General features: G+C 57.8%; 24 protein-coding genes, 1 other RNA gene and 3 pseudogenes. 10 read left to right on the top strand and 18 right to left on the bottom strand.

What is annotated here, in order from left to right; genetic code table 11:
• Positions 1–40: 40 nt before the first annotated feature.
• From AAHB66_RS09755 to AAHB66_RS09740, 4 genes and pseudogenes are all read right to left on the bottom strand, one after another.
• Positions 41–665: pseudogene (locus AAHB66_RS09755) on the bottom strand (LuxR C-terminal-related transcriptional regulator).
• Positions 658–1,347 (bottom strand): ATP-binding protein, encoded by a 690-nt coding sequence (locus AAHB66_RS09750; protein ID WP_347116038.1) that lies wholly within the window; start codon positions 1,345–1,347, stop codon positions 658–660. Before AAHB66_RS09750 ends, AAHB66_RS09755 begins: the two are co-directional and overlap by 8 nt.
• Positions 1,298–1,987 (bottom strand): hypothetical protein, encoded by a 690-nt coding sequence (locus AAHB66_RS09745; protein WP_347116037.1) that lies wholly within the window; start codon positions 1,985–1,987, stop codon positions 1,298–1,300. Before AAHB66_RS09745 ends, AAHB66_RS09750 begins: the two co-directional genes overlap by 50 nt.
• 160 nt (positions 1,988–2,147) lie before the next feature.
• Positions 2,148–2,309, bottom strand: a complete 162-nt coding sequence (locus AAHB66_RS09740; protein ID WP_166182259.1) for a hypothetical protein — start codon at positions 2,307–2,309, stop codon at positions 2,148–2,150.
• A 241-nt stretch (positions 2,310–2,550) separates the two neighbouring features.
• Between AAHB66_RS09740 and AAHB66_RS09735 the strand changes: the two genes are divergently transcribed.
• The 4 genes and pseudogenes from AAHB66_RS09735 to AAHB66_RS09720 all read left to right on the top strand — a co-directional run bounded on the left by AAHB66_RS09735 (position 2,551) and on the right by AAHB66_RS09720 (position 5,634).
• Entirely contained in the window at positions 2,551–3,369 is an 819-nt protein-coding gene (locus tag AAHB66_RS09735; RefSeq protein ID WP_347116036.1) for an ABC transporter substrate-binding protein, read from the top strand.
• Position 3,370: 1 nt separating this feature from the next.
• The gene (locus tag AAHB66_RS09730) at positions 3,371–4,186 is read left to right on the top strand and encodes an amino acid ABC transporter ATP-binding protein (protein ID WP_347116035.1); all 816 of its coding nucleotides are present in this window, start codon (positions 3,371–3,373) and stop codon (positions 4,184–4,186) included.
• Positions 4,186–4,954 (top strand): annotated as a pseudogene (locus tag AAHB66_RS09725) (amino acid ABC transporter permease). Before AAHB66_RS09730 ends, AAHB66_RS09725 begins: the two are co-directional and overlap by 1 nt.
• On the top strand, positions 4,948–5,634 hold the full coding sequence (locus tag AAHB66_RS09720) for an ABC transporter permease subunit (protein WP_347116034.1): 687 nt from the start codon (positions 4,948–4,950) through the stop codon (positions 5,632–5,634). Before AAHB66_RS09725 ends, AAHB66_RS09720 begins: the two are co-directional and overlap by 7 nt.
• Here AAHB66_RS09720 and fumD read toward each other — a convergent pair.
• The 4 genes from fumD to AAHB66_RS09700 form a co-directional block, all read right to left on the bottom strand.
• A complete protein-coding gene (gene fumD / locus AAHB66_RS09715) occupies positions 5,615–5,824 on the bottom strand; it encodes a fumarate hydratase FumD (RefSeq protein WP_130588972.1) in 210 nt (69 codons plus the stop codon). The genes AAHB66_RS09720 and fumD overlap by 20 nt on opposite strands.
• A 111-nt stretch (positions 5,825–5,935) precedes the next feature.
• Entirely contained in the window at positions 5,936–6,748 is an 813-nt protein-coding gene (locus AAHB66_RS09710) for a MetQ/NlpA family ABC transporter substrate-binding protein (RefSeq protein ID WP_039029111.1), read from the bottom strand.
• Between the two features lie 28 nt (positions 6,749–6,776).
• Positions 6,777–7,445: a methionine ABC transporter permease gene (locus AAHB66_RS09705; protein ID WP_032617773.1), complete on the bottom strand. Its 669-nt coding sequence runs from the start codon at positions 7,443–7,445 to the stop codon at positions 6,777–6,779.
• Positions 7,438–8,460, bottom strand: a complete 1,023-nt coding sequence (locus tag AAHB66_RS09700) for an ATP-binding cassette domain-containing protein (protein ID WP_347116033.1) — start codon at positions 8,458–8,460, stop codon at positions 7,438–7,440. The genes AAHB66_RS09705 and AAHB66_RS09700 overlap by 8 nt, the downstream gene beginning before the upstream one ends.
• Before the next feature lie 397 nt (positions 8,461–8,857).
• On the opposite strand from AAHB66_RS09700, the gene AAHB66_RS09695 reads away from it, so the two are divergent.
• Together AAHB66_RS09695 and AAHB66_RS09690 are read left to right on the top strand one after the other, a co-directional pair.
• Entirely contained in the window at positions 8,858–10,228 is a 1,371-nt protein-coding gene (locus AAHB66_RS09695) for a cystathionine beta-synthase (RefSeq protein ID WP_347116032.1), read from the top strand.
• A gap of 10 nt (positions 10,229–10,238) precedes the next feature.
• Positions 10,239–11,384, top strand: a complete 1,146-nt coding sequence (locus tag AAHB66_RS09690; RefSeq protein ID WP_347116031.1) for a PLP-dependent aspartate aminotransferase family protein — start codon at positions 10,239–10,241, stop codon at positions 11,382–11,384.
• Here AAHB66_RS09690 and AAHB66_RS09685 read toward each other — a convergent pair.
• Positions 11,366–11,584, bottom strand: a complete 219-nt coding sequence (locus tag AAHB66_RS09685; RefSeq protein WP_347116030.1) for a hypothetical protein — start codon at positions 11,582–11,584, stop codon at positions 11,366–11,368. The two genes, AAHB66_RS09690 and AAHB66_RS09685, sit on opposite strands and share 19 nt — an antisense overlap.
• Before the next feature lie 177 nt (positions 11,585–11,761).
• Between AAHB66_RS09685 and pykF the strand changes: the two genes are divergently transcribed.
• Positions 11,762–13,183, top strand: a complete 1,422-nt coding sequence (gene pykF, locus AAHB66_RS09680) for a pyruvate kinase PykF (protein ID WP_333849948.1) — start codon at positions 11,762–11,764, stop codon at positions 13,181–13,183.
• A gap of 311 nt (positions 13,184–13,494) precedes the next feature.
• Positions 13,495–13,731, top strand: a complete 237-nt coding sequence (lpp, locus tag AAHB66_RS09675; RefSeq protein WP_001082307.1) for a murein lipoprotein Lpp — start codon at positions 13,495–13,497, stop codon at positions 13,729–13,731.
• Positions 13,732–13,793: 62 nt separating this feature from the next.
• On the opposite strand, the gene AAHB66_RS09670 is transcribed toward lpp, so the two are convergent.
• The 9 genes and pseudogenes from AAHB66_RS09670 to AAHB66_RS09630 form a co-directional block, all read right to left on the bottom strand.
• On the bottom strand, positions 13,794–14,807 hold the full coding sequence (locus tag AAHB66_RS09670; protein WP_347116029.1) for a L,D-transpeptidase family protein: 1,014 nt from the start codon (positions 14,805–14,807) through the stop codon (positions 13,794–13,796).
• A 97-nt stretch (positions 14,808–14,904) separates the two neighbouring features.
• Positions 14,905–15,321 carry a cysteine desulfuration protein SufE gene (gene sufE, locus AAHB66_RS09665; RefSeq protein ID WP_347116028.1) on the bottom strand — a complete coding sequence of 139 codons (417 nt, stop codon included), beginning with the start codon at positions 15,319–15,321 and terminating at the stop codon, positions 14,905–14,907.
• Positions 15,322–15,334: 13 nt separating this feature from the next.
• A pseudogene (gene sufS / locus AAHB66_RS09660) lies at positions 15,335–16,557 on the bottom strand (cysteine desulfurase SufS).
• Entirely contained in the window at positions 16,554–17,825 is a 1,272-nt protein-coding gene (gene sufD, locus AAHB66_RS09655; RefSeq protein ID WP_347116027.1) for a Fe-S cluster assembly protein SufD, read from the bottom strand. The pseudogene sufS and the gene sufD overlap by 4 nt, the downstream one beginning before the upstream one ends.
• Positions 17,800–18,546, bottom strand: a complete 747-nt coding sequence (sufC, locus tag AAHB66_RS09650; protein ID WP_347116026.1) for a Fe-S cluster assembly ATPase SufC — start codon at positions 18,544–18,546, stop codon at positions 17,800–17,802. The genes sufD and sufC overlap by 26 nt, the downstream gene beginning before the upstream one ends.
• Before the next feature lie 16 nt (positions 18,547–18,562).
• Positions 18,563–20,050, bottom strand: coding sequence for a Fe-S cluster assembly protein SufB (gene sufB / locus AAHB66_RS09645; RefSeq protein WP_347116025.1), 1,488 nt, complete (start codon positions 20,048–20,050; stop codon positions 18,563–18,565).
• Positions 20,051–20,058: 8 nt separating this feature from the next.
• On the bottom strand, positions 20,059–20,427 hold the full coding sequence (sufA, locus tag AAHB66_RS09640; protein WP_106993654.1) for a Fe-S cluster assembly scaffold SufA: 369 nt from the start codon (positions 20,425–20,427) through the stop codon (positions 20,059–20,061).
• Positions 20,428–21,174: 747 nt separating this feature from the next.
• A complete protein-coding gene (gene menI, locus AAHB66_RS09635; RefSeq protein ID WP_106993653.1) occupies positions 21,175–21,585 on the bottom strand; it encodes a 1,4-dihydroxy-2-naphthoyl-CoA hydrolase in 411 nt (136 codons plus the stop codon).
• On the bottom strand, positions 21,582–24,638 hold the full coding sequence (locus AAHB66_RS09630) for an FAD-binding and (Fe-S)-binding domain-containing protein (protein WP_347116024.1): 3,057 nt from the start codon (positions 24,636–24,638) through the stop codon (positions 21,582–21,584). The genes menI and AAHB66_RS09630 overlap by 4 nt, the downstream gene beginning before the upstream one ends.
• A gap of 207 nt (positions 24,639–24,845) precedes the next feature.
• Between AAHB66_RS09630 and ydiK the strand changes: the two genes are divergently transcribed.
• Both ydiK and rprA read left to right on the top strand, forming a co-directional pair.
• The gene (gene ydiK, locus AAHB66_RS09625) at positions 24,846–25,958 is read left to right on the top strand and encodes an AI-2E family transporter YdiK (RefSeq protein ID WP_347116023.1); all 1,113 of its coding nucleotides are present in this window, start codon (positions 24,846–24,848) and stop codon (positions 25,956–25,958) included.
• 187 nt (positions 25,959–26,145) lie between these two features.
• Positions 26,146–26,256: antisense sRNA RprA (rprA, locus tag AAHB66_RS09620), an RNA gene on the top strand.
• Positions 26,257–26,313: the final 57 nt, after the last annotated feature.

Genomic DNA, 26,313 nt, shown 5'->3' with positions numbered 1-26,313 from the left:
CCGATGTGCGTACTGAAATGTTATTCGGTCGACTACGGGGTTACCCTGGTAGTTCTACGGATTGCAATTTGTCGTATTCCCGAATGGCCTGCACCAGGCTGGAGACCCCCCAGCTTGAGGAACACCGCCGCCCGGTGCGCTTCCACCGTCCGCGGCGAGAGGTTGAGCCGGGCGGCGACCTCTTTATTACTGCTGCCTTCCATCAGGGCCAGCAGCACCTCGTGTTCCCGGGCGGTGAGCTGCCGAAACAGCGCTCTGGCCCGTCTGGCCTCCTGCCAGCGCCCCACCCGCTGCTGGCTCTCTGCCAGCGCGGCGGTGATGGATTCGATCAGCGTGTCGGCATCCAGCGGCTTGGTGAAAAACTCAAATACCCCGTTATGGAACGCCCGTCGACAGGCATCGATAGTGCCGTGGCCGGTCATCAGGATCACCGGCAGCAGCGGCCAGGGCCAGGCCCCCTCCTCCAGCCAGGCCAGCCCGCCTTTACCCGGCATGCGCATATCCAGCAGCAGGCAGCCGGTCAGGGCCTTCTCTTCGCCGTGGGCGGCGGTAAAGGCCGCAATACTCTCATAAGGTTCAACGCGCCAGTTCATCCCGGAGAGCAGAAAAACCAGCGACTCCCTGACCGACGCATCATCGTCAATTAACCAGATGACATTATCCATTTTCCTGACTCCCGTGATAAGCGAACTGCAACCGGACCCTGGCGCCGCCTTCCGGGGTATTATCCAGCGCAAGGGTGCCATTCATTCTGGTGACCAACGATTCGGTTAAGGTCATGCCCAGACCGATACCGCCCTGCCGCCCGCTGTAAAAGGGCATAAAGGCGTTTTGTAAGGCGTCCGGGGTAAAGCCCGGCCCGCCGTCGGCGATCTCTATCCGGATAACCTCGCCGTTGCGCTGACTGCGGATATGCACCCATCCCGCCGCACGCTCCTGCTGCGCCTGGATGGCGTTGCTGAGGAGGTTGTGCAACACCTGCTCCAGCCACAGCCTGTCGGCGCAGAGCGTGCGGGCATCGGGGGAAAAATCATGGGTGAGGCGGATATGTCTGGCGGTACGCTCGTGCTCCAGCAGGTTGCCGACCTGCTGCCAGCAGCTGGCCAGATCCACCTCGCCCAGGTCCACCCGCTCCTCGGTGACGTGTTCGCGAAAGCGGGTCAGCAGCTCGGCTATCCGCTGGGTTTGCACCAGCGCCGATCCGAGGGCCTGCGCCACCGCCTCGGGATTGCCCTGCCGCAGCTGACGCTGCGCCCCCTGGATCCAGGTCTGGGCCGCGGTCAAGGGCTGATTGATCTCATGCACGATGCCCGCGGTGATCTCCCCCCAGGGTATTGAGCCTGGCATGCTGGTAATACCGGGCGCGCTGGTCGGCGTTCTGGCGCTGTTTACGCTGCCAGAGGATCACCCCGCCTACCGCCATCATCCCGGCCCACCCCAGCCAGAGCAGCAAAAACGGCATCAGGGCGACATTCAGCCACGCCGGTCGGGCGTCGGCCCGCAGGATAAAGGGTTGGGTGTGCTGAGCGAACTGCCGCTGCCAGTGCCAGAAGGTATCCGCCGGGGGTGGCGAGGCGTCACTGCGGAGATCCAGGCTGAGACGGGTAAAATGCGGCCAGGCACCGATCACCGCCCGGGTATCGATGAGTACCCGGATCTGTCGCCAGGGGTTGTAGAGCCAGTACTGCGTGTCGCCCAGGGGTTCTACCCGCGCGGCGTCGAGGGCGCGCCCCCGGGTCTTTTGCAGGTCGAGGATTTGCGGGAATTTTTTACGCAGCGCGGCCAGATCTTCATCGCCATTTAACAGCGGCAGCACCGACTCGTTCTGCGTAAGCACCGCCCCCGCCTCGGCAAAGGCCGTGGCAAACGCCCGGTCCAGATCCCAGAACTGACGGCGGATCTGTTCGGCATACAACAGCACGCTGCTCAGCAGGCAGAGCAGGAGCCAGATCAGAAGCCCACGTTTTAAAAATTTTCGGCTGTTCATTCGGTTAACTGGCGCTGGTAAAGGACGCCAGAGACCTTAGCAGGAAGCTAAGCCGGGGACAAAATTTGCGGTGATTTTTGGATGTTAGCGTCCAGAATGGCGGGGCGAGCGCGGAATAACGCACACCTCGTTCCAGTAGGTTTCCCGCACATGGCGGTGCTCAGCGTTGCGTTTGCTCATGGAACCACTCCGGGTCGATGTTGGCGATGTCCACGCCATACAGGCTGGCAACCGGCAAGATAGATTCAATAATACGCTGCGCGCTGTTCTCTTCCGGTTTCGCGGCAAAAAACCGCCGTAACGTACTCATCAGTTTGCCCATTGCCCTGTTCCTCATTTTTTCAGCCTGTATGCAGTAAACCAGCAATCTGGCGCGGCGAGAAATGCCGATTCCGGCAGAGGATGTGCGCGAATCGCAAAAGCACCTCTTCTTTTTACGGCTACGTAACAGGCTGTTCACTAATGATTTTTTTCACATAGCAAAGACGATATTGGCATTTGGCGGCCGGAGGCGGTTATGGGAGCGTAACAGGACAAAACAAAAAACAGACTCAGAGGAATTTATGGCAAAACAGACAAAACGGGCGCTGGTACTGGCTTTACTGGCCGCAGGCGGGATCCTTTCCGCTCAGGCGCAGGCAGACCAGCTGGCCGATATCAAGGCGGCGGGCGTGGTGAAAGTCGCCACCTTCGATGCTAACCCGCCGTTTGGCTCGGTGGATGCGAAAAGCCACGAGATCGTCGGCTACGACGTGGATTTCGCCAAAGCATTAGCCAAAACGCTGGGGGTCAAGCTGGAGCTGGTCGCCACCAACCCGGCTAACCGCATCCCGCTGCTGCAGTCGGGCAAGGCGGATCTGATCGTGGCGGATATCACCATCACCCCGGAGCGTGCCCAGGTGATCGATTTTTCCACCCCCTACTTCGTCACCGGGCAGCAGTTCCTGGTGCCGGCCAAAGGGGCGGATAAACTGGATGCTTACAGCAAGGCGCGTATCGGGGCGGTAAAGGGCACCACCGGGGAGCAGGCGCTGCATCAGCGATTCCCGCAGTCCCGCGTGCTCTCCTATGACGATATCCCGCTGGCGCTGACGGCGTTGCGCAACGGCAACGTGCAGGCCATCACCCAGGACAGCACCATTCTGGCCGGGCTGCTGGCTCAGGCGCCGGACAAAGCCAACTTTAAAATTCTGCCCGATCTGCTGAGTAAGGAGGAGATCGGCGTCGGGGTGAAGAAAGGCGAAACCGCGCTGCTGAAAGTGGTGAACGACGAGCTGGTGAAGCTGGAGAGCAACGGCGACGCGGCGAAGATCTACGACGTCTGGTTTGGTCCACAGACCCCTTCCCCGCAGCCTCGCGCCTTTAAAATAGAAGCCCAGTAATATGCGGTCAGGTCTATTCTCACGCTCCGCGGCATCTGCCGCGGATTTTTCACATCTGGAGCAGGCCAGCGTCACCTTTTCTGAGGTCGTGAAACGCTACGGCGATCGCCCGGTGCTGAAAGGCATTAACCTCAGCGTCACGCCGGGGGAAGTGGTGGCTATTCTTGGCCCCTCGGGCTCCGGTAAATCGACGCTGATCCGCCTTATCAATCAGCTGGAAACCCTGACCTCCGGCGACATCCTGATCGACGGCAAATCGACGCGTCAGCTTAGCCGTCAGGCGTTGCGCCAGCTGCGCAGTCGGGTTGGGTTTGTGTTTCAACAGTTCAACCTTTACAGCCATCTGACCGCGCGGCAAAACATCGCCCTGGCGCTGAAGCACGTTCACGGCTGGCGGCCGGCCGAAGCCGAAACCCGCGCTGAGGCGCTGCTGGCGCAGGTGGGCATGGCGGACAAAGCCGACCACTATCCGGAGGCGTTATCCGGCGGGCAGCAGCAGCGGGTGGCCATCGCCCGGGCCCTGGCCTCCTCGCCGCAGATCATCCTGTTTGATGAGCCCACCTCGGCCCTCGATCCGGAGATGATTGGTGAAGTGCTGCTGGTGATGAAGGCCCTCGCCCACAGCGGGATCACCATGATTGTCGTTACCCATGAGATGCAGTTTGCCCGGGAGATTGCCGACCGGGTGGTGTTCATCGACGGCGGGCATATTCTGGAGGTGGCTCCGCCGGAGCTGTTCTTTCAAAACCCGTCCCATTCCCGCACCCAGCGTTTTCTGCAGAAGGTGCTCAATCCGCTGCATCCGGGAGCGGTGTGATGCCAGCCCTCGACTGGCAAGGGGTGCTGACCGGCCAGCCCCTGCAGTGGATCCTCTCCGGTTTTCTTACCACCCTGTGGTTGACCCTGGCGGGGATCCTCGTCGCCAGCCTTATCACCCTCGCCTGCCTCGGGCTGCGTCTCGCCGGGGGGGCGCATCGGGGTGAAGATCGTTGCCGTATGGGTTTCGCTCTTTCGCAATACGCCCATGCTGGTGCAGCTGCTGTTCTGGTATTTCGCCGCCTGGAACGGACTGCCTGCGGATTTCCGCACCTTTGTGATGGACGATCACGCCTGGTCGGTGTTGCCGGGTCAGGTGTGGTGGTTCACGCCCGAGTTTCTCTGCTCCGCCTGGGGTCTGGGGGTCTTTACCTCGGCCTTTTTGACCGAGGAGATTACCGCCGGGCTGCGCGCCGTCTCAGCCGGGCAGCGGGAAGCCGCCCTGGCGCAGGGCTTTTCTGCCTGGCCGCTGCTGCGCTACATCCTGCTGCCGCAGGGGCTGGCGAACGCCTGGCAGCCGGTAGTGGGACAGTACCTCAACCTGATGAAACTCTCGTCGCTGGCGAGCGGAATAGGCTTTGCGGAACTCACTTATCAGGTGCGGCAGATAGAGAGCTATAACGCCCACGCGCTGGAGGCCTTCACCGTCGGTACGGTGCTGTATCTGCTCACCGGCGTGGCGATGGGCGTGCTGCTGACGAAACTCGGCCCCTCAACCGAACGGCGGCGAAAAGCGGCGCTGACTCCCCGGAGTGTAAAGAAATGCTAGCCGGACTCACTGTGATTACCGATAACCTGGATTATCTGCTCTGGGGACGGGCTGCGGTCGGACAGCCCGGCGGCGTCCTGCTGACGCTGCTGATGGCCTCAGGCGCGGCGGCGCTGGCGTTACCCGCCGGGATTGCGCTTGCCGGGCTGGCGTGGCGATTTCCGGGGGCCATACGCAATACCCTGTTCCTGTGGGCCGAGATCATTCGCGGGATCCCGCTGATATTTGTGATTTTCTGGCTGTGGTATCTGCTGCCGCTGATCGTCGGGGGCGATCTGCCGGGGGGGCTCACCGTGACCCTGGCGCTGGCGTGGTTTACCGCCGCCGCGGTGATGCACTCGGTGCTGGCCGGGCTGCGTGCGCTGCCTGCCGGGCAGGTTGAGGCTGCCCAGGCGCAGGGGTTTGGCGCGCTGCAAACGCTGGGATGGGTGCTGCTGCCGCAGACGTTGCGCAACACCTTACCTTCGCTGCTGGGGATTTTTATCAGCCTGCTGAAGGATACCTCGCTGGCCTTTATCGTCAACGTGCCGGAGCTGACCACCGTTGCAGGCCAGGTCAACAACCGGGTGCAGATCTACCCGGCGGCTATTTTTGTCTTTACGGGGGTGGTCTATTACCTGCTGTGCTGCGGGATTGAACAGCTGGCTAAACGCTGGCGGTTTAACCGGCCAGCGCTTTAACGACGGTTTCCATCGCCTGGGTGGTTAATTCACTGCGTTGCACCCGCTGGTTCGCCAGCGAGGTGCGCAGAACCCCGGCGATCACAATATGCTTTGGCTCCTGCCCGAGATCGCGCATCTCCAGAACCACTTTGCCTACCACGCGACACATCTCCTGATACAGCGCTTCGTCTTTGGTTACATTGCCCATGACCTTCACTCCATTGCCTGAAAACGCCAGCTTAAAGCATTCATTAGCCTTATACAAAAAAAGAAGCCCGGCGAGAGACTCACCGGGCTTTTTAAACGCAGAATCAGGGAATTAGTTGTTAACCGGGATCACAGCGCCTTTGTATTTGGTGCGGATCCAGTCCTGAATCTCTTTGGAGTGCAGCACGTCCACCAGCGCCACGATATCCTTCTTCTTCTCATCACCACGGTGCACGGTGATGATGTTGGCGTACGGGTTGTTTTCACCGCTCTCTACCGCGATCGGATCGTGAACCGGATCCAGACCGGCGTCGATGGCGTAGTTGGCGTTGATCACCACCGCAGCGCCTTCGTCGTTGTTATACATCTGCGGCAGCAGAGAGGCTTCAACGTTCGGGGTGAACTGCAGCTTTTTCGGGTTCTCAACGATGTCGCTGATGCGCGCGGTCACTTTGTCGATGCCCGGCTTCAGCTTGATCACGCCCTCTTTCTCGAAGATAGAGAGGATACGACCCTCTTCAGAAACCGCATCACGCATGATGATTTTGCCGCCTTCCGGCAGATCTTTCAGCGACTTGTATTTTTTGGAGTAGATACCGATTGGCTCGATGTGGATGGCACCGGCGCTGACGAAATCGTACTCTTTATCCCCGGCGTGATCTTTCAGCACGCTGTTCAGGTAAGGAATGTGCTGGAAGTAGTTGGCGTCGATGTCACGACCCGCCAGCGCGGTGTTCGGCAGGATGTAATCCTGGAACGGTTTGATCTCCAGGTCGATACCCTGCTTCGCCAGAATCGGCTTCGCCTGCTCCAGAATTTCCGCATGCGGGGTGTTGGACGCGCCCACGGTCAGGGTATCAGCCCAGGAGGCGAAGCTCAGGGCGCTCAGGGTTGCTGCGGCGATCAACGTCAGTGTTTTTTTCATGATGATGGTTCCTGTGTGTTATTTGTGTTTATCTTTTATCTAACAGTGATGTGATGATGTCGCCGCAGAACTGGATAATGAAAACGATGATCAAAATGGTCACCGTTGCCACCAGCGTGACGTCACCATGGTTGCGTTGGAATCCTTCCAGATAAGCCAGATTTCCCAGACCACCGGCACCAATCACCCCCGCCATTGCGCTGTAGCTGACCAGCGCAATCAGCGTCACCGTGATCCCTGAAACCAGAGCGGGTGATGATTCCGGCAGTAAAACCCGAAAAATTAAGGTGCTCAGTCGGGCACCCATTGAGCGCGTCGCCTCGATCACCCCTTTGTCCACTTCACGCAGGGCAATCTCCACCAGACGGGCGTAGAACGGCGCAGCGCCAACAATCAGCGCGGGCAGCGCGGCATTCGCCCCGAGGATGGTCCCCACCACGGTTTTGGTGAAGGGGATCAGCAGCACGATCAGGATAATGAACGGGATCGAACGGAACACGTTCACCACAATCGAAATCACGCTGTAGACCGTGCGGTTGTGGAACATGCCACCGCGGGCGGTTAAAAACAGCGCCAGGCCGAGAACCAGCCCGAGTACAAAGGTCGCGACGCCGGAGAGCGCCGTCATGTACAGCGTTTCCAGGGTGGCGGCCCAGAGCTGGTCCCATTTCAGATGCGGGAAGAGATTCTCAGCCATGTTTAATTACCTCGCCTTCAATATCACTGTGCTGCAGGTCGACGAGGATATTGTTCAGTTGTTCTTCTGTTGCCACCACGTGCAGCCAGAGCTGGCCGAACACGCCGTGGGCGGTTTGCGTCATTTTGCCGTGCAGGATGTTAAACGGCAGGCCGTAGCGCAGGGTCAGCTCCCCGACAATCGGCTTGTGGGTGCTGTGGCCGGTGAAGGTCAGCTTGATGACAGTGCCTTCCAGCTCCTTCGCCAGCTCGGTGTTAAAGGTCTCTTCTTCGGCGTACTGGCTGACCTGACGCACAAACTGTTGCGTAATCGGCTGCTGCGGATGGGTAAAAACCTGCAGCACTTCGCCTTCTTCCACCACGTTGCCGTTTTCCATCACCGCCACGCGGTCGCAGATTTTGCGCACCACGTGCATTTCATGGGTGATGAGCACGATGGTCAGCTTAAAGCGACGGTTAATGTCGAGGAGCAGATCGAGGATCTGATCGGTGGTCTGCGGATCCAGCGCCGAGGTGGCCTCGTCGCAGAGCAGCACATCCGGGTTATTTGCCAGCGCGCGGGCAATGCCGACGCGCTGCTTCTGCCCACCGCTGAGCTGGGACGGGTAAGCCTGTTCGCGGCCTTTCAGCCCGACCAGCTCCACCAGTTCCGCCACGCGGGCTTTAATTTTGGCTTTTGGCACCCCGGCAATCTGCATGGAGAAAGCGATGTTCTCGCTCACCGTGCGGGACCACAGCAGGTTGAAGTGCTGAAACACCATACTGATCTTCAGGCGCGCCTGGCGCAGGGCTTCACCTTTCGCGGCGGAAATGTCCTGTCCGTTAATGGTCACACTGCCGGTGGTCGGTTTTTCCAGACCGTTGAGCAGGCGGATTAAGGTGCTTTTACCGGCGCCGCTGTAGCCAATAATTCCATAAATCTGTCCCTGCTCTATCGTCAGGTTCACGTTGTCAATGGCCGTTAGCGCCACTTTTCCGTTGTCAAAAATCTTCGAAATATTCCTGAGTACAATCATTCTTATCGTAATCCGTCGCTCATGGCGGTTTAGCAGTATGGATGTCCAAAAGATAGTAAACAGCCATTATCAGGTTTTAAATGACCAAAAAGGAATTTCTTATAACAGCAAGGAATAACGGGCGGATTGACTGGGCGGAAAGGAATTAGATGAATTTCAGCAATGATTATCTGCCAGATGCATATCCCGCAGCCCCCATCCGGCAAAAATGGCTATTTTTGCAGCATTTCATGCCAATATAGCCATCCTGACATCCGGACAACTTTACGTCTTGCTGTCCTTACCTCTGAAAACGCGATGAATATTCATTTCTGTTCTAAAAGGCAGTGAAACGTTCTTTATAGAGAAATTTTTACGGCCCTATCATCCGGTCATGACCCTCTCACAGGAAAACATCATGACGATTTACCACTCCGTCACCGAACTGATTGGCCAGACTCCCCTTATTCAGCTGCATAAACTGGACACCGGCCTTTGCTCGCTGTTTCTGAAGCTGGAAAACCAGAATCCTGGCGGCTCCATTAAAGACCGCGTCGCGCTGTCGATGATTAATGAAGCCGAGCGCAGCGGCCAGCTCCAGCCCGGCGGCACCATTATTGAGGCTACCGCAGGGAATACCGGACTGGGTCTGGCGTTGATTGCCGCCCAGAAAGGCTATTCCCTGATCCTGGTGGTGCCCGACAAAATGAGCCGCGAGAAGATTTTCCACCTGCGCGCGCTGGGGGCTCAGGTGGTGCTGACCCGCTCGGACGTCAATAAAGGCCATCCGGCCTATTACCAGGATTACGCCCAGCGTCTGGCGAACGAGCTGCCGGGCGCGTTTTACATCGACCAGTTCAATAACGAGGCCAACCCGCTGGCGCACCGCACCACCACCGCGCCGGAACTCTTTGAGCAGCTCGACGGCAAGATTGACGCCATCGTGGTCGGCGTCGGTTCAGGCGGTACCCTGGGCGGCCTGCAGGCGTGGTTTGCCGAACATTCCCCGCATACCGAGTTTGTGCTGGCCGATCCGGCCGGGTCGGTGCTGGCCGATCAGGTGGAGACCGGGCGCTATGACGATGCCGGATCCTGGCTGGTTGAGGGCATCGGCGAAGACTTTATCCCCCCTCTGGCGCACATCGAAGGGGTGAATCGCGCCTGGCGCATCACCGATCGTGAAGCCTTTACCACCGCCCGGGAACTGCTGAAAACGGAAGGCATTCTGGCGGGCTCCTCCAGCGGTACCCTGCTGGCCGCGGCGCTGAAATACTGCCAGGCGCAGACCACGCCGAAGCGCGTCGTAACTTTCGCCTGCGACAGCGGCAATAAATATCTCTCCAAAATGTTCAACGATGACTGGATGCGCCAGCAGGGGCTGATCTCGCGTCCGCTGGCAGGCGATCTCTCGGATTACATCGCCCTGCGCCACGACGAGGGCGCCACCGTCACCGCTGCGCCGGATGACACCCTTTCCACCGTGCTGGCGCGCATGCGTCTGTATGACATCTCCCAGCTGCCGGTACTGGATAACGGCCGGGTCGTCGGCATCATCGATGAATGGGATCTCCTGCGCCATATCGGCGGTGACGGGGATCGTTTCGCCCTTCCGGTGACGGCGGCGATGACGCGTCAGGTGGAGTTTCTTGATAAGCACGCGCCGGAAAGCGCCCTGCACGCCATTTTCGACCGCGGTCTGGTGGCCGTGATTAATGACAACGACCGTTTTCTGGGCCTGATCACGCGCAGCGATGTCCTGACCGCCTGGCGCAACCGTCTTCAGCAATAAAGGAATAAAGATGAAAAATTTAGCTACTCTGAGCGTCCATAGCGGCGAGTTTAACGACCAACACGGCGCGGTCATGCCACCCATTTATGCCACCTCGACGTTTGCGCAACCCTCGCCGGGGGAACATACCGGCTATGAATACTCCCGCAGCGGCAACCCAACCCGCCACGCGCTGGAAACCGCCATTGCCGAACTGGAAGGCGGCTCGCGGGGCTACGCCTTTGCGTCCGGCCTCGCCGCCATTTCGACCGTGCTCGAACTGCTGGACAAAGACAGCCATATTGTCGCCATTGATGATGTGTATGGCGGAACGTATCGCCTGATTGAGAACGTGCGCAAACGTAGCACCGGGCTGCAGGTAAGCTGGGTCAAGCCGGACGATCTGGCCGGGCTTGAGGCGGCGATCCGCCCGGAAACCCGGATGGTGTGGGTAGAAACACCGACTAACCCGCTGTTGAAGCTGGCCGATCTGGCGGCCATTGCCGCGATTGCGCGTCGTCATAACCTTATTAGCGTGGCGGATAACACCTTCGCCTCGCCGGTCATTCACCGTCCGCTGGAGACAGGCTTTGATATTGTGGTGCACTCCGCCACCAAATACCTTAACGGCCATTCGGACGTGGTCGCCGGGCTGGCGGTGGTGGGTGATAACCCGACGCTGGCCGAAAAGCTCGGCTATCTGCAAAATGCCGTCGGCGGGGTTCTGGATCCGTTCAGCAGCTTTCTGACCCTGCGCGGGATCCGCACCCTGTCCCTGCGCGTCGAGAAACACAGCGCTAACGCCCTGGCGCTGGCACAGTGGCTGGCGCAGCAGCCGCAGGTGGAAAAGGTGTTTTATCCGGGACTGGAATCACACCCACAATATCCGCTTGCCCGCGCGCAGATGGCGCTGCCGGGCGGGATGATTTCGATTGTGGTGAAAGGCGATGCGCAACGTGCCGCTGAAGTGATTCGTAAACTTAAACTTTTTACCCTCGCGGAAAGTCTCGGTGGCGTGGAGAGTCTGGTCAGCCAGCCTTACAGCATGACCCACGCATCAATACCACTCGAGCAGCGGCTGGCAAACGGAATTGTGCCGCAGCTGATCCGCCTGTCCGTGGGTATCGAAGATGCGCAAGACCTGATAGCCGATCTCAGTCAGGCGCTCAGAGAATAAGCAAAATGCGGCAGGCCACTCGCCTGCCGCCATAGGTTGTCATCATGCCTTAACGCCTTGATAACAATCCGTTGTGAAACGGCATATAATATTTTTGAAACGCTGTTTTTCTTTCCCTTTTGCGCATCTTTAAGCGTATAATGTGCGCCTAATCCCTGGTGAATGGTTTCAGCGCTTGGAATACAAAAAACAACGTACAACTTCTCCTCTCCTTCGTTGGGCTGTCACTCAGGCACACTTTCTTCTGCACGCTCATTTGATGTCTCCTATCCTTAGTGCGTGTCATATACGCTTTTGCAATACAGGTTTGACTCCGCGGCCGTGCGCCCCTGGAGCGAGATTTCCATATCCTTCCCAACTTAAAGACTAAGACTGTCATGAAAAAGACGAAAATTGTTTGCACCATCGGCCCGAAAACCGAATCTGAAGAGATGCTGACCAAAATGCTGGACGCCGGCATGAACGTTATGCGTCTGAACTTCTCTCACGGTGACTATGCTGAACACGGTCAGCGCATCCAGAACCTGCGCAACGTGATGAGCAAGACCGGTAAAAAAGCAGCAATCCTGCTGGATACCAAAGGTCCAGAAATTCGTACCATCAAACTGGAAGGCGGTAATGACGTTTCGCTGAAAGCGGGACAGACCTTCACCTTCACCACTGACAAGTCCGTTGTCGGCAACAGCGACATCGTTGCTGTAACTTATGAAGGCTTCACCAGCGACCTGTCCGTTGGCAACACCGTACTGGTGGACGACGGCCTGATCGGTATGGAAGTCACCGCAATCGAAGGCAAAAACGTTGTTTGTAAAGTGCTGAACAACGGCGACCTGGGCGAAAACAAAGGCGTTAACCTGCCAGGCGTTTCCATCGCCCTGCCTGCTCTGGCAGAGAAAGACAAACAGGACCTGATCTTCGGCTGCGAGCAAGGCGTTGACTTCGTTGCTGCCTCCTTCATCCGTAAACGTTCTGACGTGGTTGAAATCCGTGAGCACCTGAAAGCGCACGGCGGCGAGCACATCCAGATCATCTCCAAGATCGAAAACCAGGAAGGCCTGAACAACTTCGACGAAATCCTCGAAGCCTCTGACGGCATCATGGTTGCACGTGGTGACCTGGGCGTTGAGATCCCGGTTGAAGAAGTGATCTTCGCGCAGAAGATGATGATCGAGAAGTGCGTTCGCGCACGTAAAGTGGTTATCACTGCGACCCAAATGCTGGACTCAATGATCAAAAACCCGCGTCCAACCCGCGCAGAAGCCGGTGACGTAGCGAACGCCATCCTCGACGGTACCGATGCAGTGATGCTGTCCGGTGAATCCGCGAAGGGTAAATACCCGCTGGAAGCCGTTTCCATCATGGCGACCATCTGCGAGCGTACTGACCGCGTGATGCCAAGCCGTCTGGACAACAACAACGACAGCCGTAAACTGCGTATCACCGAAGCGGTTTGCCGTGGTGCTGTAGAAACTGCCGAGAAACTGGAAGCACCGCTGATCGTGGTTGCCACCCAGGGCGGTAAATCTGCTAAAGCCGTGCGTAAATACTTCCCGAACGCCACCATCCTCGCCCTGACCACCAACGAGATCACTGCTCGTCAGCTGGTGCTGAGCAAAGGCGTTGTGCCACACCTGGTGAAAGAGATCGCCTCTACTGATGATTTCTACCGTCTGGGTAAAGAAGTGGCCCTGCAGCTGGTTGAGCGTGGCCTGGCGCAGAAAGGTGACGTTGTGGTGATGGTTTCCGGTGCTCTGGTCCCAAGCGGCACCACTAATACTGCATCTGTTCACGTGCTGTAATAATATCGAACGAATTAATTTGTATAAAAAGCGTCCTTCGGGACGCTTTTTTTTATTTCCGCTATCAACCAAACTTATTAAAAAAGCAAATCGGGTTTTTCTATTTAACGGGTACGTTTTCTAAGATGAATCCGATGAAAATTGTCTGTTTTTGCACAATATTTTTCACGAAATAGTCAAAACAGGTGCTTCTTTGAGCGAACGATCAAAAATAGGCATATTCCCATCAAAAAAATATTCTCAACCTAAAAAACTTTGTGTAATACTTGTAACGCTACATGGAGATTAACTCAATCTAGAGGGTATTAATAATGAATCGTACTAAACTGGTACTGGGCGCGGTAATCCTGGGTTCTACTCTGCTGGCAGGTTGCTCCAGCAATGCTAAAATCGATCAGCTGTCTTCTGACGTTCAGACTCTGAACGCTAAAGTTGACCAGCTGAGCAACGACGTGAACGCAATGCGTTCCGACGTTCAGGCTGCTAAAGATGACGCAGCACGCGCTAACCAGCGTCTGGACAACCAGGCTACTAAATACCGTAAGTAATAGTACCTGTGTTAATAAAATGGCGCACATTGTGCGCCATTTTTTTTGCCCCGCATTTCGCTTTACTGAATCGCCAGTTCATGCCCACTTTGAGTTGCAGCTACCGGCAGCTGCGTATTACGGGCTGACAACCCCGTACTGTCGACCTGCGGCCCGGCCCCTGTCGATACCACCACCGGGATCCCCGCCCGGCGCGACAACGCTTTGTTCACCAACGTCTTATCGCTACCACTTTGCGCCATAAAGGACGCAAAGGCTCCGGACTGGGCGATCGTCACGGTTTGCGGGTTTTCGCCCTCCACCATCGCCAGCGGACGATGCACTTCAACGTAACGCTTACCGTCCGGCTCAACCGAGAACTTCACCGGCTCGTTGATGATCTGCACCCGCGTGCCGACCGAGGTCTGGGCAAAAAGCGCTTTAATATCCGGTGCATTCATACGCATACAGCCGGAGCTGACGCGCAGCCCGACGCTGTCCGGTGCGCTGGTGCCGTGGATGAGGTATTCGCCGTTACCTACGCCCAGACGCAGCGCAAAGCGCCCCAGCGGGTTATTAGGCCCCGCGGGGACCACCGGGGGCAGCTTGATGCCCTGCTCCAGCGAGCGCGCTCTGATGCCTGCTGTGGGGGTCCAGGTCGGATTAGGGATTTTCTGGCTGATACGGGTGACGGTGACCGGCGTTTCCAGCCCAAGTTGACCTATCCCCAGCGGATAGACCTGGACGATGTTTTCCCCCGGCGGATAGAAGTAGAGCCGCAGCTCCGCCAGGTTCACCACGATCCCCTCCCGGGGGGTATCCGGGAGCAGCATTTGCGACGGAATGGTGATCTCAGTCCCCGGCGCCGGATAGACCGGGGCGATGGTATTATTGGTTTCGAGGATTAAGTGCGCAGCGGTATTAAACCGGCGCGCAATGGACTGCAGCTTATTATCGCCTTCCTGAATGACATAGGTCTGGTTTTGCCCGATAAGTCGACTGCCCGCCGGCGGCAAGGGATAATCCACCGCCCAGGCGCTATTAAGCGCGCTGAGCGAACCAAAGAGAATGAGAGTAACAAGGGACGCGCGCTTCATACTGAGATTCCTTATTCACTGACTGAGCGTCAGAAAGCTGAAAAACCCACGAGGCGGGAACCACCTCGTGAAACAGAATGATAGCTGTCCTGTTAGTTTAGCTAATGTTGGCGGCTTTGGAGCGGATTGCGCGGATCATCGCCTCAAGACCCTGAGAGCGGGAAGGCGTTAAATGCTGGGTGAGCGCCATTTTTTCAAACCACGGGCGCACGTCAAAAGCGACAATATCCTGAGGGGACATCTGTTGATATAAAATAAACACTACAGCTATTAGGCCTTTTACTATTGCCGCATCACTGTCGCCCGCTAATTCAATCATTCCGGACTCGTTCTGGTGCATTATTATCCACACCTGGCTCTGACAGCCCTGAATACTATTTTCCGGGATGTGCGCGCTTTCGCTGAGTACAGGCAGACGCTGCCCCAGTTCAATGATGTAGAGGTATTTCTCTTCCCAGTTTGCGCAACGCGTAAAGTTGCGCAGCAATTTATCTCTGTCTGGCAATGCAGCCATCTCTTGCCCTCTTTTAGCCCAGCAGGTGGTGGATACGTTTCAACCCGGCCACCAGTCTGTCGACCTCTTCCAGTGTGTTGTACATCACCAGCGATGCGCGGCACATCGCCGGTACCTGATAGAACGCCATCAGCGGCATGGCGCAGTGGTGTCCGGTGCGCACCGCCACCCCGTAATTATCGAGGAAACTGCCGACGTCATAGGCGTGGTGTTTCCCGAGGTTAAAGGCGATCACCCCCTGACGATCGGCCGGGCCGTAGAGCGTCAGATCCGGCACGCTGGCAAGTTCGGCCAGGGCGTAATGCATCAGCATCTGCTCGTATTCGGCAATGGCATCGAGGCCGATGGCGGAGACATACTCCATCGCCGCCCCGAGTCCAATAATGCCTCCGGTGTTGGGCGTCCCGGCTTCGAAACGCCAGGGTGCGCGGGCGTAGGTGGTGCCTTCGCTCAGGCTGACGGTGGCGATCATCGATCCGCCCCCCTTCCCACGGCGGCATCTTTTGCAGGATCTCGTCTTTGACGTAGAGTACGCCGATCCCGGTCGGGCCGTAGAGCTTGTGCCCGGAGAAGACGTAGAAATCGCAGTCCAGCGCCTGCACGTCCACGGTGTGGTGCATCACCGCCTGAGCCCCGTCCACCAGCACTTTCGCGCCGACAAGATGGGCTTTAGCAATAATCTCCGCCACCGGGTTTTCGGTGCCCAGCACGTTGGAGATTTGGGTAATGGCCACCAGCCGGGTGCGTTCATCCAGCAGCGTATCCAACAGTTCGAGCTGGAGCGTGCCGTTCTGATTCAGCGGGATCACCCGCAGCTCGGCTCCGACGCGCTCGCACAGCATCTGCCAGGGGACGATGTTCGCATGATGCTCCATCTGGCTGATGATGATGTTATCGCCCGCATGGACCTCAGCACTGCCCCAGCTGTTCGCCACCAGGTTGATCCCTTCGGTGGTGCCGCGCACGAAGACCAGCTCTTCCGGCGAACGGGCATTTAAAAATGCCGCAGCCCGGGTACGGACGTTCTCCATCCGCTGCGTCGCCTCTGCGCTGAGGGTGTGGATCCCCCCGATGCACCGCCGCATAACCGTGCCGGTAAAACTCTGCCTCGGCCTCGATCACCTGCGTCGGCTTTTGCGCGCTGGCGGCGCTGTCGAGATAGGCAAGCGGCAGACCGTTCACTTCACGGGTCAGGACGGGAAAATCCGCCCGCACTTTCTCTACAGGAAAACTCATGCCACACCTCCGGGCAGACGCTGGCCGATACGCGCCAGCACCTGCTGTCTTAAGGTTTCATCTCCAAGCGCTTCGGTCAGCTCGGCGGCAAAGGCGTAAATGATCATCTTCTCTGCCGCCTGCTTGTCGATCCCGCGGGAGCGCAGATAGAACATCTGCTCGTCATCAATTCGCCCCACCGTAGCCCCGTGGCTGCACTTCACGTCATCGGCGTAGATTTCCAGCTGCGGCTTGGTGTCCACCTCCGCCAGCCGGCCCATCAGCAGATTGTTGTTGGTCATCTGGCCGTCGGTTTTGATGGCGTGCTGCGCCACGTTAATCAGCCCGTTAAACACCGCCCGGCCCTTATCGCTGACGATAGTTTTGTGCAGCTGACGGCTGTTGCAGTAGCCTTTATTGTGCTCAAGCCAGGTGCGGGTGTCGCACACTTCGGTTTTCACCGGCATCGCCAGGCTGTTGATGCGCAACGTGGTGTTTTCGCCGTTGAGCTGGGTGCTGGTGTTATGCCGCAGTACCGCCCCGCCCAGCAGGAAGCTGTGGCTGTAAGCTGCCGCATCGGCGGCAAGCTGCAGATCGTTATGGGCGAAGTGATGGCTCGCCGCATTCTCAAACGCCAGCTTGATATGGTGCAGCTGAGCGTTGGCCGCCACGTTCATGGTCAGACGCGAGCCGGTGAAATGCCGCATCTCATTGAGACTCACGTAATGCTCAACGATCGTTGCTTCTGCACCCTGCGCCAGCTCCAGATGGTGACGATAATGGGCGGTATTGATCTCTTCACCCGCCAGACCCTGGGTAACGTGCAGCAAGAGCAACGGCTTAGCAGGCCGTTGGTCGCGCTTAACGTGAATATGGGTCACGCTCTGGGCCAGGCTCTCGGTGAGATGCAGGAACAGCTCCGGCTGCACCGGTGCCGACAGGCCTTGACGCTCGTCGTTGATCGCCACCTCAAACCCGCTGCCGTCGGTGCTGTCGCTCAGTTCCGGGCTGAAGCGTCCGTCAACAAACACCAGCCGCGTAGCGTCGAGGGTCAGCGCCAGCGCATCGCGATCGGCCGCAGCCACGCTGGCGGGCCGGGTAACGAACTCGCCGTTGAGCAGCCCCTCCAGTGGGGTGTATTTCCAGTTTTCGTGCTTACGCGTCGGCAACCCGAGGCGCAGCATCTGCTGCAGGTGCTGCTGGGCCTGATCCGAGCGCGTCCCGCCCTGGGCCTCAAACAGACGGTGCCACTGCTGCAGCGCGTTACTGCTGTTCGCTAAGCCAGCCATAGCCCTGCTCCTCCAGCTGTTTCACCAGCGTGAAATCACCGGATTTCACAATCCGCCCCTGATAGAGCACATGCACGTAGTCCGGCTTGATGTAATCGAGAATACGCTGGTAGTGGGTGACGATGATGAACGACCGCTTGCCGTCGCGCAGGGCGTTAACGCCGTCGGCGACAATTTTCAAAGCGTCGATGTCCAGCCCGGAGTCAGTTTCGTCGAGAATGCACAGCTCCGGCTCCAGCACCGCCATCTGCAGAATGTCGTTACGCTTCTTCTCCCCACCGGAAAAACCGACGTTGACCGAGCGGGTGAGCAGATCTTCCGGCATCTTCAGCAGCTGGATCTTCTCTTCCATCAGATCCTGAAAATCAAAGCGATCCAGTTCCTCTTCGCTGCGGTATTTGCGCACCGCATTGAGCGCGGTCTGCAGGAAGAACTGGTTGCTGACGCCGGGGATCTCCACCGGATACTGGAAGGCCATAAAAATGCCTTCACCGGCGCGCTCTTCCGGGGACAGCTCCAGCAGATCTTTGCCCTTAAACTCGACCGAGCCGCCGACCACTTCATAATCTTCGCGTCCGGCCAGGGTCGCCGAGAGCGTACTTTTCCCCGAGCCGTTGGGCCCCATAATGGCGTGCACCTCGCCCGGACGCACGTCCAGGCTCAGGCCGCGCAGGATCGCTTTATCTTCCACACTGACCTGTAAATCTTTAATGCTTAACATGTGCTTTCCTTAATCCTTAACCGACGCTGTGTTCAAGGCTGATCGCCAGTAATTTCTGCGCTTCAACGGCAAACTCCAGCGGCAGTTCAGAGAACACATCCTTACAGAAGCCGTTCACGATCATTGAGATGGCATCTTCTTCGCTGATGCCGCGCTGCAGGCAATAGAAGAGCTGATCTTCGCCAATACGCGAGGTGGTGGCTTCGTGCTCCAGCTGGGCGCTGTTGTTGCGGCACTCGACGTACGGGAAGGTATGCGCCCCGCAGTCCGGGCCAATCAGCATCGAGTCACACTGGGTAAAGTTGCGCGCGTTGGTGGCGGTCGGCATGATCTTGACCAGCCCGCGGTAGCTGTTCTGGCTTTTACCCGCCGAGATCCCTTTCGAGATGATGGTCGATTTGGTGTTCTTACCGATGTGGATCATCTTGGTGCCGGTATCGGCCTGCTGATGCCCGCTGGTGAGCGCCACCGAGTAGAACTCCCCGATGGAGTTATCCCCGCGCAGAATGCAGCTCGGGTACTTCCAGGTGATGGCGGAGCCGGTTTCCGACTGGGTCCAGGACATCTTGCTGTTTTCGCCTTCGCACAGGGCGCGCTTGGTGACGAAGTTAAGGATGCCGCCGGTGTTGTTATCCCCCGGGAACCAGTTCTGCACCGTCGAGTATTTCACCTCGGCGTCTTTGTGGATGATGACTTCAACTACCGCCGCGTGCAGTTGATAGCTGTCGCGTACCGGGGCGGAACAGCCCTCGATATAGCTGACGTAGCTGCCCTCATCGGCCACCAGGATGGTGCGTTCAAACTGGCCGGTTTTCTCGGCGTTGATGCGAAAATAGGTCGACAGCTCCATCGGGCAGCGCACGCCCTTCGGCACATAGATAAAGGTGCCGTCGGAGGCCACCGCCGCGTTGAGTGCCGCAAAGAAGTTATCGTTGCCCGGCACCACGGTGCCGAGGTACTTCTTCACCAGTTCCGGGTGATCGTGGATGGCTTCGCCAAAGGAGCAGAAGATGATCCCCTGTTCGCCCAGCTTTTCCCGGTAGGTGGTAGCCACCGAGACGGAGTCGAAGATGGCGTCCACCGCCACCTCACGCCCTTCGCGCACCGGCACGCCGAGCTGCTCGAAGGCCTCTTCCACCTCTTTGCTTAAAAAGGCGTTGGCCCCGGTCTGCTGCACTGCACCGGGCTCAGAGGCGCAGGTGTCGTCGCAGTTGCCGCACGAGGGCGCAGAGTAGTAGCTGTAATCCTGATAGTTCAGCTTATCGTAGTGCGCCTTCAGCCAGTGCGGCTCTTCCATCTCCAGCCAGGCGTTGAACGCATTCAGGCGGAACTCCAGCATCCAGTCTGGTTCGTTGCGCTTGGCGGAAATCGCGCGGATGACCTCTTCATTGATCCCTTTTGCCAGCTCATCGGTCTGCAGGTGGGTGAAGAAGCCCTCTTTGTAATTAATATGGCCGCCGGACCAGGTGTTGACGTCGTCAGTTGCTTCAGTATGTCGAGACATAATACCGCCTATACCCCAAAACTTTCGCCGCAGCCGCATTCGTTCTGGGCTTTCGGGTTATTGAATTTGAATAACTGGTTTAAGCCTTCGCGCACGTAATCCACTTCGGTGCCGTCAATAAACGGCATCGCCTGCAAGGGCACATACAGTCGGGCACCGTCCTGCTCGAATAGCAGGTCGTCTTTAGCCGGTTCGCTGACGGTATCCAGCACATAACCAAACCCGGCGCAGCCGGTGGTCTTAACGCCTAACCGCACGCCCAGCATGCCTGCCTGTTTGCTCACCAGTTCGCGGATGTGCGCCGCGGCGGCAGGCGTAAGCGACAATCCACGCCACGCAAATTCTGTCGGATCAAATGTTTCTGAATGCTGTTGCATAAATCCACCTCTTGTATTGCGCCCCCAGGGCATAACACCATGTTAGTGATAATGATTATCACTTCAACCCCTCAGTTGCAGGGGCATTCGGCTTAACCGCCCTTTTTGGCTACTTTCATTAAGCATAGACCCTGCTACGGGGGTTAACAGGGATGATCACATTTACTCAACATATTGATCATAAGAGGAATTTTTCGTTAATTCGCGGCTGAACGGGATAAATGCAAAATATGTATAGAAAATACCAATTATTGGGATAGGGTCAGTGCCCCTCTGGCTGCTCTTACCTGTAAGTGGATTCTGAAAGAGCCCCGGAGTGGGCTCTTGATAGCCTCCGGGTGCGCTATCCTTGCCATATAAGGTCAGCATCAGGAGGGAATATGCTCACTGCACTGTTGATAACCGCCACCCTTGCCGTGGTCATTACCGGCCTGGTCATTCTGTCCGCCATGCAGGATCTAAGAGACGATTATTGAAGGTAAACAAAAGGCCGCGGATGCGGCCTTTTGTTTTTTTAAAAACGTGTAAAAAAAGAAAACCCTTAAGACTACCGGGGGTAACCTTAAGGGTTTCTTGCTCCATCCGGCGCTTATCTCCGGCACTCATCATGGCTTAGCTCTTGAAGGAGCATAGGAATAGTCTCATAAATTTTGATGAGCGAATTAACATAAATTGCGGCCCTTCGGGAATCCGCGCTATTTCAACAAGATGGAAAAGAAAAAAAGGCCGCTTGCGCGGCCTTCTGCTTTACACCACCGCGGTAGTAAGTCGTGACGAGCAGCACAGACGCTGCTGTTCATCGAAGATATCAATCTGCCACACCTGATGTCGCCCGCCGGTATGCAGGGCACGACAGACGCCGCGCACCCGGCCGCTGCGCACGGAACGAATGTGGTTGGCATTTACCTCCAGCCCCACCACCTTCTGCTCCCCTTCGGTGCAGAGATACCCCGCCACCGAACCCAGGGTTTCGGCCAGCACCACCGATGCGCCGCCGTGCAGCAGACCAAACGGCTGATGCGTACGGCTGTCCACCGGCATGGTGGCTTCCAGTTCATCTTCGCCGATGCGGGTAAACTGGATGTCCAGCAACCCCACCATGTTCCCGTCGCTCATGGCGTTTAACGCCTGCAGGGTGACGGCACGTTTCCAGATCATCCCATAATCTCCAGCAAAGCCTGCAGTGGATGACGCACGCCGCTGCCCTCGACGCGCTTAACCTGGCTGCGGCAGGAGTAGCCGGTCGCCAGACAGCGATTGCGCGGCAGACGCTGCATCGCCTGGTGCCAGGAGAGCTCATAGATCCCCAGCGAGTTCTTGTGGTTCACCACCTCATGACCGTAGGTCCCGGCCATGCCGCAGCAGCCGACGCTGACGCTCTCGAGCTTCGCGCCAAAGCGGGCAAAGATCGTGGCCCACTGGGCAGGTGCGCCCGGCAGCGCGGTGACCTCTGTACAGTGGCCGAACAGGTACCAGGATTCGCCGCTGGTCTCCTGGGCGGTTTGTCCGTCGACAATCCCCGGGAGCCACTCATGCACCAGCATGACGTGGAAGTCGCCGCGTTTGTCGCCGAGAGTCTGCTTGTACTCGTCGCGATAGCAGAGCACCAGCGCCGGATCGACGCCGACCATCGGCATCCCCAGAAGCGCCACCCGGCTGAGGAAGTCAGAGGTTTTTTGCGCCGTTTTGGCGAAACGATTGAGGAAACCTTTAATGTGCTGGGCTTTGCCGTTCGGCGAGAACGGCAGCAGCACCGGCTGATAGCCCAGGCGCTCCACCAGACGAATAAAGTCAGCCACTACCTGCGCATCGTAATAGCTGGTAAAAGGATCCTGCACCACCAGCACGGTTTTCGCTTTTTGCTCCGGGCTCAGCGCTTCAAGCTGCTCAAGGGTCAGGTTGGCGGAGCGATGGCCAACCAGCTGGCGCTGCAGCGACGGCGTGGAGAGCAGCGGCAGGTCGATCATGCCGATATGCTTCTCGGACAGCTTGCGCACCAGCGGCTGGTTGATAAAGAAGTTGAAGGTGCGCGGCGCGCGGGCCATCAGCGGGGCGTAGCTTTCGACCGTTGCCACCAGATGATCGCGCATCGGGCGCAGGTAACGGCTGTGATAGAGCTGCAGGAAGCGCGAGCGGAACTCCGGCACGTCAATTTTAATCGGGCACTGGGTGGAGCAGGCTTTACAGGCCAGACAGCCCGACATCGCCTCTTTCACCTCATGGGAGAAATCGTACTCCCCTTTGCGCGCGTGCCAGCTGTTGCGGGTGCGCTCGACGAGCGTGCGCAGGCTGGCGCGTTTTTCCGGTAGCTCTTTCTCCAGCGCCAGCGGATCCACGCCCCGGTCGGCCAGCAGACGCAGCCACTCGCGCACCAGGGTCGCACGCCCTTTCGGGGAGTGGATACGGTTGCTGGTGATCTTCATCGACGGGCACATCGGGCTTTTGGCATCGAAGTTAAAGCACAGGCCATTGCCGTTACACTCCATCGCGCCGCGCCATGAGGAGCGCACCGCGATGGGGATCTGGCGGTCGAAGGTGCCGCGTTTCACCGCATCCACCTGCATCATCGGGGCATCGACGCCCGCTGGCGGGCAGATTTTACCCGGGTTGAGGCGGTTGTCCGGGTCGAAGGCCGCTTTAATTTTGCGCAGCTCGCCAAACAGCGCTTCGCCAAAGAAGGCCGGGCTGTACTCCGCGCGGAAGCCTTTCCCGTGCTCGCCCCACAGCAGGCCGCCGTACTTCGCGGTGAGCGCCACCACGTCATCGGAGATCTGCTTCATCAGCATCTCCTGCTGCGGATCGCACATGTCCAGCGCCGGGCGAACGTGCAGCACCCCGGCATCGACGTGGCCGAACATACCGTAGCTAAGGCCGTGGCTGTCGAGCAGGGCGCGGAATTCGACAATGTAGTCGGCAAGGTGTTCCGGCGGGACGCAGGTATCTTCGGCAAAGGGGATCGGCTTGGCTGCCCCTTTGGCGTTACCCAACAGGCCCACCGCTTTTTTACGCATCGCATAGATACGTTCGATGCCGGCAAGCTCGTTGCACAGCTGCCAGCCAATCACCCCGCCCTCGCCTCGGGCGATCAGCTCGTCCAGCCGCTGGCACAGGGCATCGACCTGGCTTTCGATAAGCGCAGCGTCATCACCGGCAAACTCAACGATGTTCAGGCCCAGCATCTCTTTGTCGGGCACGTCGGTAATCAGCTCGCTGACCGAGTGCCAGACGATATCTTCCCGCGCCAGGTTCAGAACCTTAGAGTCGACAGTTTCCACCGACAGCGCGCGGGCATCCACCATAAAGGGGGCATTACGCAGGGCAGAGTCAAAGGAGTTGTACTTGACGTTCACCAGACGGCGCACTTTCGGCAGGCGGGTGATGTCGAGACGCGCCTCGGTGATAAAGGCCAGCGTGCCTTCAGAGCCGGTCAGAATGCGGGTCAAGTCGAACTGGCTGAGATCGTCATTGAAGACATGGCGCAGATCGTAGCCGGTCAGGAAGCGGTTCAGTTTCGGGAATTTATCGATAATCAGCTGACGGTTATCGCGGCAGCTGTCCAGTACGGTGCGGTAGATGCGCCCGGCGGTGGTGTTGTCCTTGCCGAGCGTTTCGGCGAGCTCGACCGGTACGGGCTGGGTATCGAGAATATCGCCGCCCAGCAGTACCGCCCGCACGCCGAGGACGTGATCGGAGGTTTTGCCGTACACCAGCGATCCCTGGCCCGAGGCATCGGTATTGATCATCCCGCCGAGGGTGGCGCGGTTACTGGTCGACAGCTCCGGAGCAAAGAAGTAGCCGTAGGGCTTAAGATACTGGTTAAGCTGATCCTTGATTACCCCGGCTTCTACCCGCACCCACCCCTCTTCCGGGTTGATCTCGATGATGCGGTTCATATAGCGGGACATATCGACCACGATCCCGGTGTTCAGCGCCTGGCCGTTGGTGCCGGTGCCGCCACCGCGTGGGGTAAAGATCAGCGAAGCGAAACGCTCCTGAGAAGCCAGACGGGCCAGCAGGGCCACATCAGCGGTAGAACGGGGAAAAACGACGGCATCGGGAAGTAGCTGGTAGATACTGTTGTCGGTCGCCATGGTCAGCCTGTCGGCATAACGTGTGGCGGTATCGCCGGTAAAACCCTGTTGCTCCAAAGCCTGCAAAAAATTGACCACCAGCTGAACGACGCCAGGTGCCTGAGAAATTTGTGGGATCATTACTGTCGACCCTGCCCCATCTGAATTGTTGTAGATAATCGTTTGCGTTGTATCTCACATTTTGTATCACATTTTATTCATATGCGCCCGACAGAATTACAGGCAGAATCAGCCTGTTAAAAATCGCTGAAATCACTAATGATTAGAGTGATGCGGTTTCCTGTTCTCACCGGCCTTTCCGGTGTATTTCAAAGGTGAATTTCAACTATGGTCAATCGACACCAGCCCAGGGACGTTGCACAAGTTTTGCTGTCGGTGCTGTTTCTGGCAATCATGATTATTGCGTGTCTGTGGATTGTTCAACCCTTCATTCTCGGCTTTGCCTGGGCTGGGACGGTGGTTATCGCCACCTGGCCGCTGTTTCTTCGTTTAGAGCGCTTGCTGTTTGGTCGCCGCGCGCTGGCGGTGCTGGTGATGACCCTGCTGCTGGTGCTGCTGTTTGTCATCCCGGTGGCCTTACTGGTGAACAGCCTGGTGGACGGCAGCGGCCCGCTCATAACCAGCATCACCAGCGGCGATATGACACTCCCGACGCTGGACTGGCTGAACGATATTCCGTTAATTGGCGATAAGCTCTATGCCGGCTGGCATAACCTGCTGGACATGGGCGGCAGCGCCATCATGGCGAAAGTGCGGCCCTATGTGGGCGCGACCACCACCTGGTTTGTGGGTACCGCCGCGCACCTCGGCCGCTTTGTGGTCCACTGCGTGCTGATGCTGCTGTTCAGCGCCCTGCTCTACTGGCGCGGCGAACAGGTGGCGCTTGGCGTTCGACATTTTGCAACGCGCCTGGCGTCGGCGCGTGGCGATGCGGCGATGCTGCTGGCCGCGCAGGCCGTGCGTGCGGTTGCGTTGGGCGTAGTAGTGACCGCGCTGGTGCAGTCGGTGCTGGGCGGAATTGGTCTGGCAATTTCCGGCGTGCCTTACGCTACCCTCTTTACGGTGCTGATGCTGTTAACCTGCCTGATGCAGCTGGGCCCTCTGCTGGTGTTGGTTCCGGCGATTGTCTGGCTCTACTGGAGCGGTGATACCACCTGGGGCACGGTGCTGCTGGTCTGGAGCTGCGTGGTAGGCACGATGGATAACGTCATCCGCCCGATCCTGATTCGGATGGGCGCAGACCTGCCGTTAATCCTGATCCTCTCCGGCGTTATCGGCGGGTTGATTGCCTTCGGGATGATCGGTCTGTTTATCGGGCCGGTGCTGCTGGCGGTCTCCTGGCGACTGTTCTCCGCGTGGGTGCACGAAGTCCCGCTGCCGCCAACCGATCCTGATGTTCTGCTTAACGCATTGAACGAAACGGAAGAGTTGAAGAAGTAAAACCTCTGTTCTGGTGGGTTCGCCCACCAGAATGTTAAGCGTCACTTATCATTTGAATTTCCCTTAAGCGCGGCTAAACCCGTTTTTATCCGCAATTGCCTCATTCCCCTCATAAAATCTTCACTTTCTTTAAACTATTGAGACGAATCTGATCGACGCAAAAATCCACCATGCCTACTATTAGGTCACGGTTATGAATCAACAACACCTTGATTTATAAGCATGGAAATCCCCTGAGTGAAACAACGAATTGCTGTGTGTAGTCTTTGCCCGCCTCCCACGGTGGGCTTTTTTTTATCCAGAATTCGGTAAATCTAAAGAAAAACCCATGATTACAGCGGCTTAGTTCGCCCCA

It is taken from the genome of Leclercia sp. S52 (assembly GCF_039727615.1).
GTDB lineage: Bacteria > Pseudomonadota > Gammaproteobacteria > Enterobacterales > Enterobacteriaceae > Enterobacter > Enterobacter adecarboxylatus_B.
The sequence above is the reverse complement of the archived record's forward strand: the minus strand, read 5'-3'. Positions and strand labels throughout refer to the sequence as shown.